This is a genomic window from Bradyrhizobium forestalis, from assembly GCF_002795245.1.
Lineage (GTDB): Bacteria > Pseudomonadota > Alphaproteobacteria > Rhizobiales > Xanthobacteraceae > Bradyrhizobium > Bradyrhizobium forestalis.
Genome location: NZ_PGVG01000002.1, coordinates 191,290 through 204,698 on the forward strand (window position 1 = coordinate 191,290; position 13,409 = coordinate 204,698).

Consider the following 13,409-nt stretch of genomic DNA (forward strand, 5'->3'; position numbering starts at 1 on the left):
CCAAGAAACGCAGGCAGGCAGGGGAGCGATGGCGACCAACAAGAAGAAGATTTTCGTTACACAGACTTTGTCGCAAGGGGCACGCGCCCTCCTCACCCAGCGCGACGATATCGAGCTCGTCGAGTTTGCGAACCTGATCTCGGCCAGGGATTTCGAGGCCTTGCTGAAGAGCCATGCCCCCGTCCACGGCGTGGCCCTCGGCGCCACCGCCTTCGGCGAGACCGAGCTCGAGGCCGCCCGCGACATGAAAGTGGTGACCCGCATCGGCGTCGGCTACGACGCCGTCGACGTGCCCGCCCTCTCCCGCCGCAAGGTGCCGCTGATGATCGCTGGCAGCGCCAACTCGCCCTCGGTCGCGGAAGCGGCGCTGTTCATGATGCTGACGCTGGCCAAGCGCGCGCAGGAGCTTCATTCCTGCGTCAAGGACGGAACATGGGCCGACCGGCTCGGCATGCTGCCGTTCGACCTCTACGGCAAGACCGTGCTCGTCATCGGCTTCGGCCGCATCGGCAGTCGCACCGCCAAGCGCTGCCTGGCGATGGAGATGAAGGTGCAGGTCTACGATCCCTACAAGGGAGCCGCCGAGATCAAGGCCGCCGGCTGCGAGCCGGTCACTGACCTCGACGCCGCACTGCCTCACGCCGACTTCGTCACCATCCACTGTCCCAAGACGCCGGAGACGGTCGGCCTGTTCGACGCGGCGCGGATCGGCCGGATGAAGCCGAGATCCTATCTCATCAACACTGCGCGCGGCGGCATCGTGAAGGAAGCCGCGCTCTACGACGCCCTGGTCTCCGGCAAGCTCGCCGGCGCCGGCATCGACGTGTTCGAGGCGGAGCCGCCACCGGTCGGCAACGCGCTGTTTGCGCTGCCAAACGTCATCATGGCCCCGCATGTGGCCGGCGTCACCGTCGAGGCGGTGAGCCGCATGAGCGAGCAGACTGCGCGCAACATCCTGAGCGTGCTGGACGGCGACCCCATTCGGCAGAACGTCATCAATCAGGACGTGCTGGGCTGAGCGACAGGCGGGCGCGCGCCCGCCCATCCGCCCGCCTTCGGGATGCCAGAAAGCGTCCCATTTTGGTGCAGATCGAGCCCCAACTCAGCCTTAATCAAACGCGCGTAATAAGACCGGCCGCGGCGGCAGTGGGACAGACTGGCCGAACGCGTCGAGCTGGAGGATGCCCCCTTGTCAGAGATCGACCCGACCGACCATGCGCTGGCGACCATCGCCAGCATTTTGGAGCACCCCGAGCCCGTCCTCGTCGTCCGCGATACCGCGGCCGAGACGGCGGTTGCGGATGAGCAGGCGATGGCCCAGGAGCAGGTCGTTACCGACGAACATCCTGTCGTCGAGGAACAGCCGCTGGTGCCGGAGCACACCGATGCCGACGGCTACAGCAAGGTCGGTCCGGGACCCATGGTGGCGATCCGTCTCAAATGGACGGTCCATCGCGGCGATGACGGCCAGTACTACGTCCACGAGACCATCGGCGAACAGTCCGCCCCCGTGGTCAGCGGCCCCATGACGAGCGAGGCCGCTGTACGTTTCGTCGACGCGCAGCAGGACGAGGCGAACAAGCGCTTCGAGCTGCTGCGCAGCGAGATCGCCGGCCGCAGCTCGCTCGCCGATTACGAGCGCAAAGGCGAAGCGTAAGGCTATTTGCGGCCTGCTCTCTCCGCACACCTCTCCCGAAGGGAGAGGTCGGAGCGCATCGAAGATGCGATCCGGGTGAGGGGTTACAGCCTCACCGGATGCTGCGGCCCCTCACCCGGATTGCTCAGGCGCGCAATTGCGCGCCATAGCAATCCGACCTCTCCCCGTCGGGGAGAGGTGAGCACCGAGCCAATTACTTCCTCCCCAGATAATCCTTTTTCACCAGCTCGACGCCGGCGTGCCGCAACAGGTCGTAAGCGGTCGTGACGTGAAAGAAGAACTGCGGGACGCTGAACGTCAGCAGCAGCGTGCGCCCGGTGAAAGGCAGCTCGGTGCCGTTCTTCAACCTGAAGAAGACATTCCGGTCCGCCGCCGCATCGATCTCCGTGCGCGGCAGGCTTTCGATGAACTCGATCGACGTTGCGATGCGCGCCTGAAGCCCGGCCATGTCGTGCTCCAGCGCCGGCAGCGCCACCGGATCGCGCTCGACCAACAAGGCGGGAGCAACCGTGGCGTGGCGGCAGGCCTCACCGACCTGCTGCGCCAGATCGTACATGTTCGGCGCAAGGCGCATGCCGAGCAGAACCGTCGGGTTGAATTTGCGGGCCTCCGCATAAGCGACGCCCTTGTCGAGCAGCGCGGACAGGTTGCCCAAATAGGGTACGAAGAGGCCGACTGAGGCCTCGTACATCGAGATCGTCACCTCAAGGATTCCCTTCAATTCTGCCTCGCCAGCGACGGGCATCTGGTCTAAATCCACGTCCGAAGAGCTGCACAATGACAGCTCGCGCAGGGGTGGAAAAGAGATGATCGTTCGAATGGCTGTTCGATTCGTGGCGGCTTTGGCCGTGGCGTTGCTGGCTAACCTTTCGGCCCAAGCGCAGCAGGCGCCCTCGCGCCTCGACGAGATCGTCAAGCGGGGCACCTTGCGCGTCGGCATGACCGGCGACTACAAGCCCTTCACCTATCTGGACAAGGCGACGCAGCAGTTCAGCGGCTTCGACGTCGACATGGCGGAAGCGCTCGGCAAGGCGCTCGGGGTCAAGGTCGAATTCGTGCCGACGGCCTGGCCGAAGCTGATGAAGGATTTCGAGGCCGATCAGTTCGACATCGCCATGGGCGGGGTCTCGGTGACACTCGACCGGCAGAAGAAGGGCTTCTTCTCCATGCCGATCATGCGCGAAGGCAAGACGCCGATCGCGCGCTGCGCCGACGTCGGCAAGTACCAGAGCATCGCCGACATCGACAAGAAGGGCACCCGCATCATCGTCAATCCCGGCGGCACCAACGAGCGCTTCGCCCGCGCCAACATCAAGGACGCCGAGATCACCGTGTTCCCCGACAACACCGTGATCTTCGACGAGATCGCCAAGGGCAATGCCGACCTGATGATGACGGATGCCTCCGAAACCCGCTACCAGCAGAAGCAGCATGCGGGCGTGCTCTGCGCGGTGCATCCGGACAAGCCATTCGATTTTTCGGAGAAGGCCTACTGGCTGCAGCGCGACATGGCGCTGAAAGCCTTCGTCGACCAGTGGCTCCATGTCTCCATGGAGGACGGCAGCTTCAAGAAAATCTACAGCACCTGGTTCGACTGACATGCGAAAGGAATTAGTGCTCGCAATTGTGCTCGGTATCACCGGGGTCCACGGTGCGCTCGCGCAGACGAAATTCACACCCGCGACCGGGCAAACATGCAAGGATGAATCGACAGACGAGCTCGGTCTGTGGACCTGCCCCGGTCCGGCCGGTTACGTGGTGCGCTTTGCCGACGAAGGCAACATCGTATCGGTCACGATTGCGCCTCGGGGCGGAATCGAGAAGGTGTCCGGGCCGACCGCGCAATGGCGCGGCGCCGGCAAGTCGTTTGGCGAAAAGGTGCAATGGATCTTGCGTGGCGGCGTACCGAGGGCGGCGGTGATCCGCACTTGGCGACGGGTCGACGAGGATGAGAAGGAGCTCCAGGAACTCTCCGTGTTCGCGATCAGTGGCGCAAATGCCTGTCTCGTCGGCTCGGTCGAGATCCATACCGATAAGGCGAACGACGCAGCGCTTGCCCGCGCCCAGCAGGCGGCCAACGCGGGTTGTCCGCAGAAGTAGACGCGGCGCGCCGATTCTTCGCCGGTCAGGCGCGCACCTTGGACCGGGCGCCGCCCCGCCCAACTCCGGGCGGAGTTCAGCACTATTGAACCAATTTCCGTGAGAGGACGACTCATAGCTTGAAAGTGATCTAGATCACGCTACGTGACGGGGCCGGAGCGTAAGCGTCGACGCGGGGACCACCTGCTCAGGAGACGGAAATGAAGAAGCTGCTGGCTACGGCCGCATTCCTTTTGGCGAGCACGGCTGCGCAGGCGCAGTACACTTTCGAATATGGCGGTCGCACCATCCGCATCGATCCCGATCGCGGCACGGTGCAGATCCCCGGCGTGTACGACAACACCGGCCAGAGCAAGCCCAAGAAGGCCAAGAAGAACGAGCAGGCACCGCAGCAGGCCACGGTCGATCCGCAAGCGCCGGCTGCTCCGGCACCAGCCCCCGCTCCCGTCGCCGCACCGCCCGCCGCGGTGCAGGCGCCCGCGGCTGCGGCCGTCGCGCCGCCTCCTGCGCCGCCACCGCCGGCTCCTGCGCCGACCACGACCGCCAATACCACACCCGCCGACACGGCCGTCGTGCCGCCGCCCGCACCGCCTCCGGCTCCTGCCCCGGTCGGACAGCAGGCTGCGCCCGCCGTGACGCCGCCGCCGGCTCCGACCGTGGCTGCCGCGCCACCGGCACCGGCGCCGCCTCCGCCACCCGCCCCGGCGCCTGCCCCCGCTCCCGTTCAGGCGGCCGCAGCAACGCCCTCTCCGGCAGCTGCGCCGACGCGCGATCTCAATTCGCCGCTCGGCGTCTGGCTCACCGAGGAGAAGGAAGGCAAGGTCCGCATCGAGCAATGCGGCAGCAACCTCTGCGGCTATTCGGTCGACAGCAAGTCGAACCAGAACGGCGAGCAGGTGCTGATCAACATGAAGCCCGGCAAGGACCAGAAATGGTCCGGCCGCATCCTGGATCCGAACTCGGGCTCGACCTACGATTCGACGATCGCAATGAAAGGCACCGACCGGCTGCGTGTGCAGGGCTGCGCCTTCGGCGGCATGTTCTGCGGCGGCCAGACCTGGACGCGCGTGAATTGAATTCGGCGTCCTGACGGAGACAAGGGGCCCGTGAAAGCGGGCCCCTTTGCTTTTCGCGATAGATCATAGCGACGTGCGCAAGCTCACACTGCCCTTGCGCACGTGACAGCCCTCACATCGCCGGTTCCGCGTCCATGCCACGATCCCGCATGGTCACCCACAGGGGCGTGTCATGACTGGATTTCGCAAGGGTCTTTTCGCCACCATTGTCGCCATCTCCTTTCCGCTGACGCAGGCAGCCGCTGCGACAAGCAGCTTCGACGGCGCATGGAACGTCCGCATTGCCTCCTCGAGCCAGGCCTGCGGCAACGGCGCGACCGTCGCGATCGGCATCAACAACGGTCAGATCGCATCGAGCAGCGCGGCCGTGACGGCGTCGGGCCGCGTCGCCGACGCCGGCAGCATCAACGTCACCTTGAGCACGGGCATCAAGCGCGCGGTCGGCTTCGGCCGGCTCAGCGGCACGTCCGGCGCCGGCACCTGGCGCGGCACCATGTGCACGGGAACGTGGACGGCGGAGAAGATGTAGTTTCTCGTGTCCCGGACAAGCAGCGACGCGAAGCGTTGCTGCGGGAGCCGGGACCCAGCAGTATCAATCGCTCGGAAGATTCTGGGTCCCGGATCGGCGACGCATCGCCTTCGGGCGATGCGTCTTGTCCGGGACACAACGCCTCAGCCGACCGCGGCCCCATACTCCACGTCCGTCACCGGCTCCAGCCAGGTCGAATAGACGCCGTCGAGCGCCTCCTGCATGGCGATGTGGCACATGCCGTTGGTCGGCGATGCGCCATGCCAGTGCACTTCACCCGGCGGAATCCAGACGGTGTCGCCGGGGCGGATCTCGCGGATCGGGCCGCCCTTGGACTGGATGCGGCCGACACCGGAGATGACGTAGAGCGTCTGCCCGAGCGGATGGTGATGCCAGTTGGTGCGCGCACCGGGCTCGAAGGCGACGCGCGAGCAGTTCAGCCGTGCCGGCGCGGGCGCCATGATGACGGGGTCCTGCCACACGGTGCCGGTGAAGTGTTCATTGGGCGCGCGGCGGGTCGGCCGCGCACCGGCGAGCGTGATATCCATGGGGTACCTCGTTTCCTTACCTGTTACTTCTTGCTGGCGGCGTAGCGCGCCTTGGTCTCGGCGTTCATGGGATAGAGGCCCGGCAGCACGGCGCCGTTGTTCACCTCGTTGACGATCCAGGCTTCCATGCGCTCCTGCTCGACGCCCTCGTTGAGAACGTGCTCGAGCATCGCCTGCGGGATCAGCACGCAGCCGTCCTGGTCGGCGACCACGATGTCGTTCGGGAACACGGCAACGCCGCCGCAACCGATCGGCTCGCCCCAACCGACGAAAGTGAGGCCGGCAACGGAAGGCGGCGCGGCGTAGCCGTCGCACCACACCGGCAGATTGGTGCCGAGCACGCCCTCGACGTCACGCACCACGCCGTCGGTGACGAGCGCAGTAACGCCGCGCTTGACCATGCGCGCGCAGAGGATGTCGCCGAAGATGCCGGCATCGGTGATGCCCATGGCATCGACCACCGCGATGCAGCCCTCCGGCATCGCCTCAATCGCGGTGCGGGTCGAGATCGGCGAGGACCAGGATTCCGGCGTCGCCAGATCCTCGCGCGCCGGCACGAAGCGCAGCGTGAAGGCCGGCCCAACCAGCCGCGGCAAGCCCGGACGCAACGGACGTGCGCCGCGCATCCACACGTTGCGCAGGCCCTTCTTCAGCAGGACCGTGGTGATGGTGGCAGTGGTGATGCCGGCGAGGGTCTTGCGGGCTTCGGGGGACAGCGACATGGACGAGAACGAGCTCCGAGGTGCAGGAAAGAACGGGCGCATCTTGCGAGCCGGGCGCCTTGCGTCAAGGGCCAAGAGGCTAGCAATTACGCAGGGCCGCTGGGCTATTATGCGACGCGATAACAAGGCTTTATCGCGTGCCCTTGGATTAATTTATTGGACTTGCGAGCGCATTTACGCGAAGCAGGACGAAGCGGAACTCGAACGCCGGGGACCGCATTCTTCAGAAGCCCGATTTCGACAGCTCATGGCCGCGACGCTTCCCCCGCCCCGCCTTCTGCCCAGTGGCGACAGCGCCGTCACGGTCGAGTTCAGCCGCACCATCGATGACGAGGCCAACCAGCGCGTGCTGGCGCTCGACAAGGCGCTTACCGCGGCGCCCATCGACGGCATCACCGAAACCGTGCCGACCTATCGCTCGCTGCTGGTGCACTATGATCCCGGCAAGATCGGTTTCGATGCGCTCGGCCAAAAGATCCTCCCGATCGCCATCCGGCCGCTGCCGCCGGTCACCAAGGCGCGCCGCTGGCGCATTCCCGTCGCCTATGGCGGCGAGCATGGCATCGATCTCGAGGATGTCGCCAAGGCGCTGGGCACCACGCCCGATGACATCGTCGCCCGGCATGTCGGCGGCGACTACAAGGTCGCCATGATCGGCTTCACGCCGGGCTGGTCCTATCTCAGCGGCCTCGACAAGTCCCTGCACATGTCGCGGCGGCAGTCGCCGCGGCTGCTGACGCCCGCCGGGACGATCTCGATCGGCGGCATCCAGGCCGGCATCCAGTGCCTAGCCGCCCCGAGCGGCTGGCACCTTTTGGGCCGCACGCCTGTCAGAACCTATCAGCTCCATCGCGATCCGACCTTCCTCACCGAACCCGGTGACCGCGTGACGTTCTTCGCCATCGACCACAAGATGTTCGAGGAGATGGACCGCGCTGCGGAAGCCGGCGAGATCATCGCCGAGCAGGTGGTCTCATGAGCCGGCTCGTCGTCGCCAGCATCGGCCCCGCAAGCTCCGTCCAGGATGGCGGGCGCCTGGGCGCGCAGCGCTACGGCTTGACGGTCAGCGGGGCGATGGACCGGCTGTCGCTTGCGGCGGCGAACACGCTCGTCGGCAACGAGCCGCTCGCGGCCGCCGTCGAGATCGGCCCATTCGGCGCCTCCTTCACCGCCCGCGACGGCGCCGTCCGCGTGGCGATATCAGGCGCGCCGCGCAATGCGGACGTTGCCGGAAACCCGGTTGCGATGGACGCATCGGTGACGCTGAAGGACGGCGAGACGCTGACGCTCGGCTTTGCCCGCGGCGGCGCCTTCACCTATCTCGCAATCGAAGGCGCCATCAAGGGCGAACCGGTGTTCGGCAGTCTCGCGGTGAACGCCCGCGCCGGCCTCGGCAGCCCCTACCCGCGCCCGCTCCAGGCCGGTGACGAGTTCAACGTCGATGCTGCCAGCGGTGCGCCGGAGCTGCGCATCGAGCTGCCGAAGCCGGCGAACGGCCCGATCCGCGTGCTGCTGGGTCCGCAGGACGATGAGTTCGACGAGGCCAACAAGGCACTGTTCCTGGACAGTGAGTGGAGGATCTCGGCAACCTCCGACCGCATGGGCTACCGGCTCGATGGCCCCGCCATCAAGCATCTGCATGGCCACAACATCGTCTCCGACGGCACCGTCAATGGCAGCATCCAGGTGCCCGGCAACGGCGCGCCGATCGCGCTGATGATGGACCGCGGCACCTCCGGCGGCTACCCTAAGATCGCAACCGTGATCACGGCCGATATCGGCCGCCTCGCCCAGACCTCGGCGGGAACCGCGTTCCGCTACAAGGCTGTCAGCATGGCCGAGGCGCAGGACGAGGCGCGCAACTTTGCACAGTTGATCCGCAGCCTGCCCGATCGCCTGCGCTCCTCCGACACCGTCGCGCTCAACATCGAGGCGCTAAGCGATGCTAATGTCGCTGGCTATGCGGTCAGCGCGGTCGATGCCGGGACGTGGCAGGTCGCGGCAGAACCGTAAGCGGCAACAAGACCAGAGGCGGAGAGCACCCCATGAAGACGATCGACCTCAACTGCGACCTCGGCGAAGGTTTTGGCGCGTGGGAGATGGGCAACGATGCCGCCATGATCGAGCTGGCGAGCTCGGTCAACGTCGCCTGCGGCTTCCACGCCGGCGACCCCGACATCATGCGCCGGACGGTGGAGCTGGCGAAGGCGCGCGGCGTCTCGGTCGGCGCGCATCCCGGCTACCGCGACCTGCACGGCTTCGGCCGCCATCCGATCGCAGGGCTCAAGGCCTCCGAGATCGAGAACCTCGTCGCCTACCAGATCGGCGCCTTGCAGGCGATCGCGACCGCGGCCGGCCACAAGGTCACCCATGTGAAGGCGCACGGCGCGCTCTCCAACGTCGCCTGCGAGGACGACATGACCGCGAAGGCGATCGCCGCCGGTATCAAGGCGGTCGATCCCAGCCTGATCTTCGTCGTGCTCGCCAATTCGAAGCTGGTGAAGGCCGGCGAAGCGGCCAACCTGCCGATGGTGCACGAGGTGTTCGCCGACCGCGCCTATGAGGACGACGGCAATCTCGTCTCGCGCAAGAAGCCCGGCGCGGTGCTGCACGATGCCAAGATGATCGCCGATCGCGTGGTGCGCATGGTGCAGGACGGCGCGGTGGTCTCGGTCACGGGCAAGGTCATCAAGATGCGGACGGATACGGTCTGCATCCATGGCGACACGCACGGTGCCGTGGAGATCGCGCGGACCTTGCGTCAGGCGTTGAAGGAAGCGGGGATCGAGGTCGCGCCGTTCAAGCGCGGAGCGTGAGGCACAACAGGTGCCGTAGGGTGGGCAAAGCGAAGCGTGCCCACCACGTCGATCTCGTATGTTGAGAGACGGTGGGCACGGCGCGAAGGCGCGCCTTTGCCCACCCTAGGAGAGCTTCAGAACGGATGCACCGACAACGTGCCGAACACGATCGCTGCGATCACGGCAAAGGCGCTGTACAGCGCGAGGTGATGGGCGCTCGCCCCGGTCCGCCGCGAGAGCGAGCGCGCGTAGAAATGCAGCCTCGCTTCCGCCGATAGTTCGCGCATGGTCGATCTCCAACGCCCCATTTGCGGGAGTATGAAGGCTCAACCCTGGCGGGAGGCAAGATACCCGCAGAAATAGCAATGAGCTTCTTCTAGGAAGCCCGATCGCAGATGCATATTCTCTTGAGTCGAGGGTTCCGAGAATCCCATTCGTTAAATTCCGAGCCAGCTGGAACCGGCTCGGATGACGGCAGCATGACAGTTAGTACACGTCAGCCTGGAAGCGGCCGGTCTTCTTGAGCTCGGCGACGAAACTGACTGCCTCATCCGTCGAACGCGCGCCGAACTGGGCGACGATGTCGACCAGCGCGCGCTCGACGTCCTTGGCCATGCGCTTGGCATCGCCGCAGATGTAGAGATGCGCGCCTTCGGCGAGCCAGGTCCACAATTCGCGGCCGACCTCGCGCATGCGGTCCTGCACGTAAAACTTCTTCTCGCCGTCGCGCGACCAGGCCAGTGACAGCCGCGTCAACTGACCCGAGGTCTTCATCGCGTTGAGCTCCTCCTGGTAGAAGAAGTCGCAATCGCTGCGCTGGTGGCCGAAGAACAGCCAGTTCTTGCCGGGCGCACCGGTGGCCTTGCGGTCGAGCAGGAAGGCGCGGAACGGCGCGATGCCGGTGCCGGGGCCGATCATGATGACGGGCGTCTTCGGATCCTGCGGCAGGCCGAAGCCGTGGGCCTTCTGCACATAGACCTTCAGCTTCTCGCCCTCAGTGATGCGCTCGCCGAGGAAGGTCGAGGCAACCCCGAGGCGCTTGCGCTTGCCGATGACGTAGCGCACGGAGTCCACCGTCAGCGACAGCTTTCCCGGCGTCGCATTGTGCGAGGACGAGATCGAATAAAGCCGCGGCTGCAGCGGCTCCAGCGCCTCGACGAAGGCCTCGGGATGCGGCCGCGTGCCGGAAAACTTCTGCAGCGCCGCCATGACGTCGAGGGTCGCGGCATCGCCATCGGGATCCTCGCCCTGCGCCAGCGCCCGCGCCTTCTCGCGCTGCGCGCCGCCGGTGATGAAGGAGATCAGCTCGAACAGCGTGTCGGGCGCCGGCGACAGCGAGACGTCGTCGATCAGCACCTCGCGCAGCGTCTTGCCGTTGACCTCAGTGGTGTGGGAGGCGCCGAGCAGCGCGATGATCTGGTCGACGAGGCCGACATCGTTGCGCGCGAACACGCCGAAACTGTCGCCGACCACGTAGTCGAGCTTGCTTGCGGAGAGATCGAACTCGATGTGATAGGTTTCCTTCTCCGACTTGCCCTTGTTGAGCAGACGGCGCGACAGGAACGTCGCCTCGGTCGGATTGTCGCGCGAACGGCCGGGCTCCGCGATGGTCACGGTCACAGCCGGCGCCGGAGCGTCCGGCTTGTCAGCCGCTTTGGCCACTGGGGCCTTGTCCAGCTCCTCGTACAGCGACTTCAACATCCGCGCGGTTTCCTTGCCGCCGGGAACGCAGAGATTGAGCCGTGCTTCGCTGCGGCTCGCGATCGCCTCGGAATAGTCGTGGCAATTGTAGCCGCACTGGCCGCAATCCTGCTGCGCCATCGCCGCCATCATCTTGCGACGGACGGGACGACCCTCGGCGAGCTTCATCCGGTCGGCAATCGGCATGGTCTGGTCGTGCCACGGCGCCTCACCGTCGTCGCCGTCACCGGCGGCGCCCTGCATGACGGCAGCGCCCTGCTCCGCCGACAGCGGCGTTGCGACGTCGGGCGACAGCAATCCGGCGAAGAAGCCGTTCAGCCAGGAACGCTGCGCATCGGAGAACGGGGCGCTGGCGGGAATGAGGTCGAGTTTCGGCGGAGGGGTGATCTGGTTCATGCGGACACCTGTGCATCGGCCAGCTTGCGCAGCGTTTCGCCGTCATGGCGGCGCGCAAAAGACAAGAAGGTTTCGTCGGGAGACGCGCGATGGGCGATATAGGCCTTGAGCAGTCGTTCGACCGTCTTCGGCGCGTCCTCGGCCTTGAGGTCGTGATAGACCTCCTGCCCGACATCGGCGTCGGGACCGAACCCGCCGCCCGTGAAGAGGTGATAGCCCTCGACCGTGTCTTCCTCCCCGGCCGGCACACGCGCACCGATCAGGCCGATATCGCTGATGTAGTGCTGCGCGCAGGAGTGGTGACAGCCGGTGACGTGGATGTTGACCGGCTTGTCCATGTCGACGCGCGGCTCGCACCAGTCGCCGATCTCGGCGGCATGGCGCTTGGTGTTGGCAGCGGCGAAGCGGCAACCGGCATTGCCGGTGCAGGCGATCAGGCCGGCGCGGATATGCGAGGCCTCGACCGCGAGTCCGATCTGCTTGATGGCGGCGATCGCAAGCGCGACATTCTCGTCGCGCACGCCCGAGATCAAGAGGTTCTGCCAGACCGTGAGGCGGATCTCGCCGTCGCCGAGGTCGCGTGAAAGCTTGGCGAGGCCCCGCATCTGATCGCAGGTGAGCTTGCCGAGCGTCAGCGACACGCCGATCCAGTTGAGGCCGTCCTGCTTCTGCTTGTGCACGCCGACATGCGCCATGCGGTCCGCGGCCGGGCGCGGCGCAAAGGCCTCTTCGGGCACACGCGCGAAAGGCGTCTTCAGCCGCTCTTCGACCAGCTTGAGGAAGCCGTCGTGGCCCATCGCGTCGAGCACGTATTTCAGCCGCGCCTTGTTGCGGTTGGTGCGGTCGCCATGGTCGATGAACACGCGCACGATGGCGTCGGCGACGGCGGTCGCCTGCTCCGGCTTGACGATGATGCCGGAATATTTCGCGAAGTCCTTGTGACCGGTGATGCCGCCGAGGCCGAGCCGGAACCAGACGCCCGGCTCGACGCCGAAGCCGTCCTGCACCTCATAGGCCGTGAACGCGATGTCGTTGGTCTCCTCGAGCACGGCAATCCTGCCGGCGCCGTCGAAGGCGACGTTGAACTTGCGCGGCAGGCCGTAGAGCGAGCGATCGTTGAGGATGTGGTAGTGCCACTCGCGCGCGTACGGCCGCGTGTCGATGATTTCCTGCGGATCGATGCCGGCGGTCGGCGTTCCCGTCACGTTGCGGATGTTGTCGGCGCCGGGGCCGCGCGAGCACAGGCCAAGATCCTGGATGCCCTCGATCAGCTTCACGGCATTCTTCGGCGGGATCTCGCGCAGCTGGAGATTGGCGCGCGTGGTGACGTGGCTGTAAGGGCCGCAGAGCTCGTCGGCGAGATCGGCAAGGCCGGACAGCTGCCAGTGCTTCATGATGCCGTTCGGAATGCGCAGGCGGCTCATGTAGGAGTCCTGCGTCGGCGCGACGTAGAAGATGCCGTAATAACGCCAGCGGAAATTGTCCGCCGGGCTCGGCGGGGTATTGTCGAGCGCCTGCTGGCGCAGCCGCGGATAGGCGTCGAAGGGATGCTCGTCGCGCTTGAACTTCTCCTGGTCGGCGAGCTTCTTGCCCGACGCGATCACCTTGTCCTGCGCCTTGATGTGCACGGCATCGGGACCAACAGGCTCGGCGCTCGCCTTGCCGGCGCCGCTACCAAGGCCGCGGCCGACCCGGCTGATCTGCAAGCCGGTCGTGAAGCCTTCGAGATAGCGTTTCTGCTCGTCGGTAAAGTCGACTGAGAGCGTATCGATTTTCATGGTCGGTAACGAAGCTCCTGCGGCCACCAGAGTGGCTTCGACGGATTGGCGCGACCCGCGAGGAACTAGGGCTGGCTCAGGAGCCGGCTTCGTTACCCACGGTC

Annotated in this window: 15 protein-coding genes; 9 read left to right on the top strand and 6 right to left on the bottom strand. The window is 66.0% G+C overall.

Annotated features, from left to right (window positions below):
• Positions 1–28 precede the first annotated feature (28 nt).
• Positions 29–1,018, top strand: a complete 990-nt coding sequence (locus CVM73_RS03190; protein ID WP_100230559.1) for a hydroxyacid dehydrogenase — start codon at positions 29–31, stop codon at positions 1,016–1,018.
• Positions 1,019–1,189: 171 nt separating this feature from the next.
• Positions 1,190–1,657: a hypothetical protein gene (locus tag CVM73_RS39980; RefSeq protein WP_167406595.1), complete on the top strand. Its 468-nt coding sequence runs from the start codon at positions 1,190–1,192 to the stop codon at positions 1,655–1,657.
• A 193-nt stretch (positions 1,658–1,850) separates the two neighbouring features.
• Here the strand turns inward: CVM73_RS39980 and CVM73_RS03200 are convergent, their stop codons facing one another.
• Positions 1,851–2,348, bottom strand: a complete 498-nt coding sequence (locus CVM73_RS03200) for a DUF1993 domain-containing protein (protein WP_100230795.1) — start codon at positions 2,346–2,348, stop codon at positions 1,851–1,853.
• A 127-nt stretch (positions 2,349–2,475) separates the two neighbouring features.
• On the opposite strand from CVM73_RS03200, the gene CVM73_RS03205 reads away from it, so the two are divergent.
• From CVM73_RS03205 to CVM73_RS03220, 4 genes are all read left to right on the top strand, one after another.
• Complete coding sequence (locus tag CVM73_RS03205) at positions 2,476–3,255, top strand: transporter substrate-binding domain-containing protein (protein WP_100230560.1); 780 nt, start codon at positions 2,476–2,478, stop codon at positions 3,253–3,255.
• Between the two features lies 1 nt (position 3,256).
• The gene (locus tag CVM73_RS03210; RefSeq protein ID WP_100230561.1) at positions 3,257–3,757 is read left to right on the top strand and encodes a hypothetical protein; all 501 of its coding nucleotides are present in this window, start codon (positions 3,257–3,259) and stop codon (positions 3,755–3,757) included.
• Between the two features lie 200 nt (positions 3,758–3,957).
• Positions 3,958–4,833, top strand: coding sequence for a DUF2147 domain-containing protein (locus CVM73_RS03215; protein WP_100230562.1), 876 nt, complete (start codon positions 3,958–3,960; stop codon positions 4,831–4,833).
• 172 nt (positions 4,834–5,005) lie between these two features.
• The gene (locus CVM73_RS03220) at positions 5,006–5,362 is read left to right on the top strand and encodes a hypothetical protein (protein ID WP_100230563.1); all 357 of its coding nucleotides are present in this window, start codon (positions 5,006–5,008) and stop codon (positions 5,360–5,362) included.
• Positions 5,363–5,505: 143 nt separating this feature from the next.
• Here CVM73_RS03220 and CVM73_RS03225 read toward each other — a convergent pair whose 3' ends face one another.
• Together CVM73_RS03225 and CVM73_RS03230 are read right to left on the bottom strand one after the other, a co-directional pair.
• Positions 5,506–5,910: a (R)-mandelonitrile lyase gene (locus CVM73_RS03225; RefSeq protein ID WP_100230564.1), complete on the bottom strand. Its 405-nt coding sequence runs from the start codon at positions 5,908–5,910 to the stop codon at positions 5,506–5,508.
• Between the two features lie 23 nt (positions 5,911–5,933).
• Positions 5,934–6,632, bottom strand: coding sequence for a ribonuclease activity regulator RraA (locus CVM73_RS03230; protein ID WP_028136365.1), 699 nt, complete (start codon positions 6,630–6,632; stop codon positions 5,934–5,936).
• Positions 6,633–6,879: 247 nt separating this feature from the next.
• Here CVM73_RS03230 and pxpB point away from each other — a divergent pair, with 247 nt between their 5' ends.
• Genes pxpB through CVM73_RS03245 form a run of 3 tightly spaced genes read left to right on the top strand, consistent with a single transcriptional unit; the run spans position 6,880 to position 9,448 of the window.
• Positions 6,880–7,611 carry a 5-oxoprolinase subunit PxpB gene (pxpB, locus tag CVM73_RS03235; RefSeq protein ID WP_100230565.1) on the top strand — a complete coding sequence of 244 codons (732 nt, stop codon included), beginning with the start codon at positions 6,880–6,882 and terminating at the stop codon, positions 7,609–7,611.
• Positions 7,608–8,645 (top strand): 5-oxoprolinase subunit C family protein, encoded by a 1,038-nt coding sequence (locus CVM73_RS03240; RefSeq protein WP_100230566.1) that lies wholly within the window; start codon positions 7,608–7,610, stop codon positions 8,643–8,645. Before pxpB ends, CVM73_RS03240 begins: the two co-directional genes overlap by 4 nt.
• A 32-nt stretch (positions 8,646–8,677) precedes the next feature.
• The gene (locus CVM73_RS03245) at positions 8,678–9,448 is read left to right on the top strand and encodes a LamB/YcsF family protein (protein ID WP_100230567.1); all 771 of its coding nucleotides are present in this window, start codon (positions 8,678–8,680) and stop codon (positions 9,446–9,448) included.
• 116 nt (positions 9,449–9,564) lie between these two features.
• Here CVM73_RS03245 and CVM73_RS03250 read toward each other — a convergent pair whose 3' ends face one another.
• From CVM73_RS03250 to CVM73_RS03260, 3 genes are all read right to left on the bottom strand, one after another.
• On the bottom strand, positions 9,565–9,717 hold the full coding sequence (locus CVM73_RS03250; RefSeq protein ID WP_035666020.1) for a hypothetical protein: 153 nt from the start codon (positions 9,715–9,717) through the stop codon (positions 9,565–9,567).
• Between the two features lie 199 nt (positions 9,718–9,916).
• On the bottom strand, positions 9,917–11,527 hold the full coding sequence (locus tag CVM73_RS03255; RefSeq protein WP_100230568.1) for a sulfite reductase subunit alpha: 1,611 nt from the start codon (positions 11,525–11,527) through the stop codon (positions 9,917–9,919).
• Positions 11,524–13,305, bottom strand: coding sequence for a NirA family protein (locus CVM73_RS03260; RefSeq protein WP_100230569.1), 1,782 nt, complete (start codon positions 13,303–13,305; stop codon positions 11,524–11,526). Before CVM73_RS03260 ends, CVM73_RS03255 begins: the two co-directional genes overlap by 4 nt.
• Between the last annotated feature and the right edge of the window lie 104 nt (positions 13,306–13,409).

Bases quoted from the DNA above. Each gene is read 5' to 3' on its own strand.
- CVM73_RS03215 (WP_100230562.1), top strand. From the start codon at position 3,958: ATGAAGAAGCTGCTGGCTACGGCCGCATTCCTTTTGGCGAGCACGGCT.
- CVM73_RS03230 (WP_028136365.1), bottom strand. From the start codon at position 6,632: ATGTCGCTGTCCCCCGAAGCCCGCAAGACCCTCGCCGGCATCACCACT.
- CVM73_RS03220 (WP_100230563.1), top strand. From the start codon at position 5,006: ATGACTGGATTTCGCAAGGGTCTTTTCGCCACCATTGTCGCCATCTCC.
- CVM73_RS03245 (WP_100230567.1), top strand. From the start codon at position 8,678: ATGAAGACGATCGACCTCAACTGCGACCTCGGCGAAGGTTTTGGCGCG.
- CVM73_RS03225 (WP_100230564.1), bottom strand. From the start codon at position 5,910: ATGGATATCACGCTCGCCGGTGCGCGGCCGACCCGCCGCGCGCCCAAT.
- CVM73_RS03240 (WP_100230566.1), top strand. From the start codon at position 7,608: ATGAGCCGGCTCGTCGTCGCCAGCATCGGCCCCGCAAGCTCCGTCCAG.
- CVM73_RS03210 (WP_100230561.1), top strand. From the start codon at position 3,257: ATGCGAAAGGAATTAGTGCTCGCAATTGTGCTCGGTATCACCGGGGTC.
- CVM73_RS03200 (WP_100230795.1), bottom strand. From the start codon at position 2,348: ATGTACGAGGCCTCAGTCGGCCTCTTCGTACCCTATTTGGGCAACCTG.
- pxpB (WP_100230565.1), top strand. From the start codon at position 6,880: ATGGCCGCGACGCTTCCCCCGCCCCGCCTTCTGCCCAGTGGCGACAGC.
- CVM73_RS03255 (WP_100230568.1), bottom strand. From the start codon at position 11,527: ATGAACCAGATCACCCCTCCGCCGAAACTCGACCTCATTCCCGCCAGC.
- CVM73_RS03190 (WP_100230559.1), top strand. From the start codon at position 29: ATGGCGACCAACAAGAAGAAGATTTTCGTTACACAGACTTTGTCGCAA.
- CVM73_RS03260 (WP_100230569.1), bottom strand. From the start codon at position 13,305: ATGAAAATCGATACGCTCTCAGTCGACTTTACCGACGAGCAGAAACGC.
- CVM73_RS03250 (WP_035666020.1), bottom strand. From the start codon at position 9,717: ATGCGCGAACTATCGGCGGAAGCGAGGCTGCATTTCTACGCGCGCTCG.
- CVM73_RS03205 (WP_100230560.1), top strand. From the start codon at position 2,476: ATGGCTGTTCGATTCGTGGCGGCTTTGGCCGTGGCGTTGCTGGCTAAC.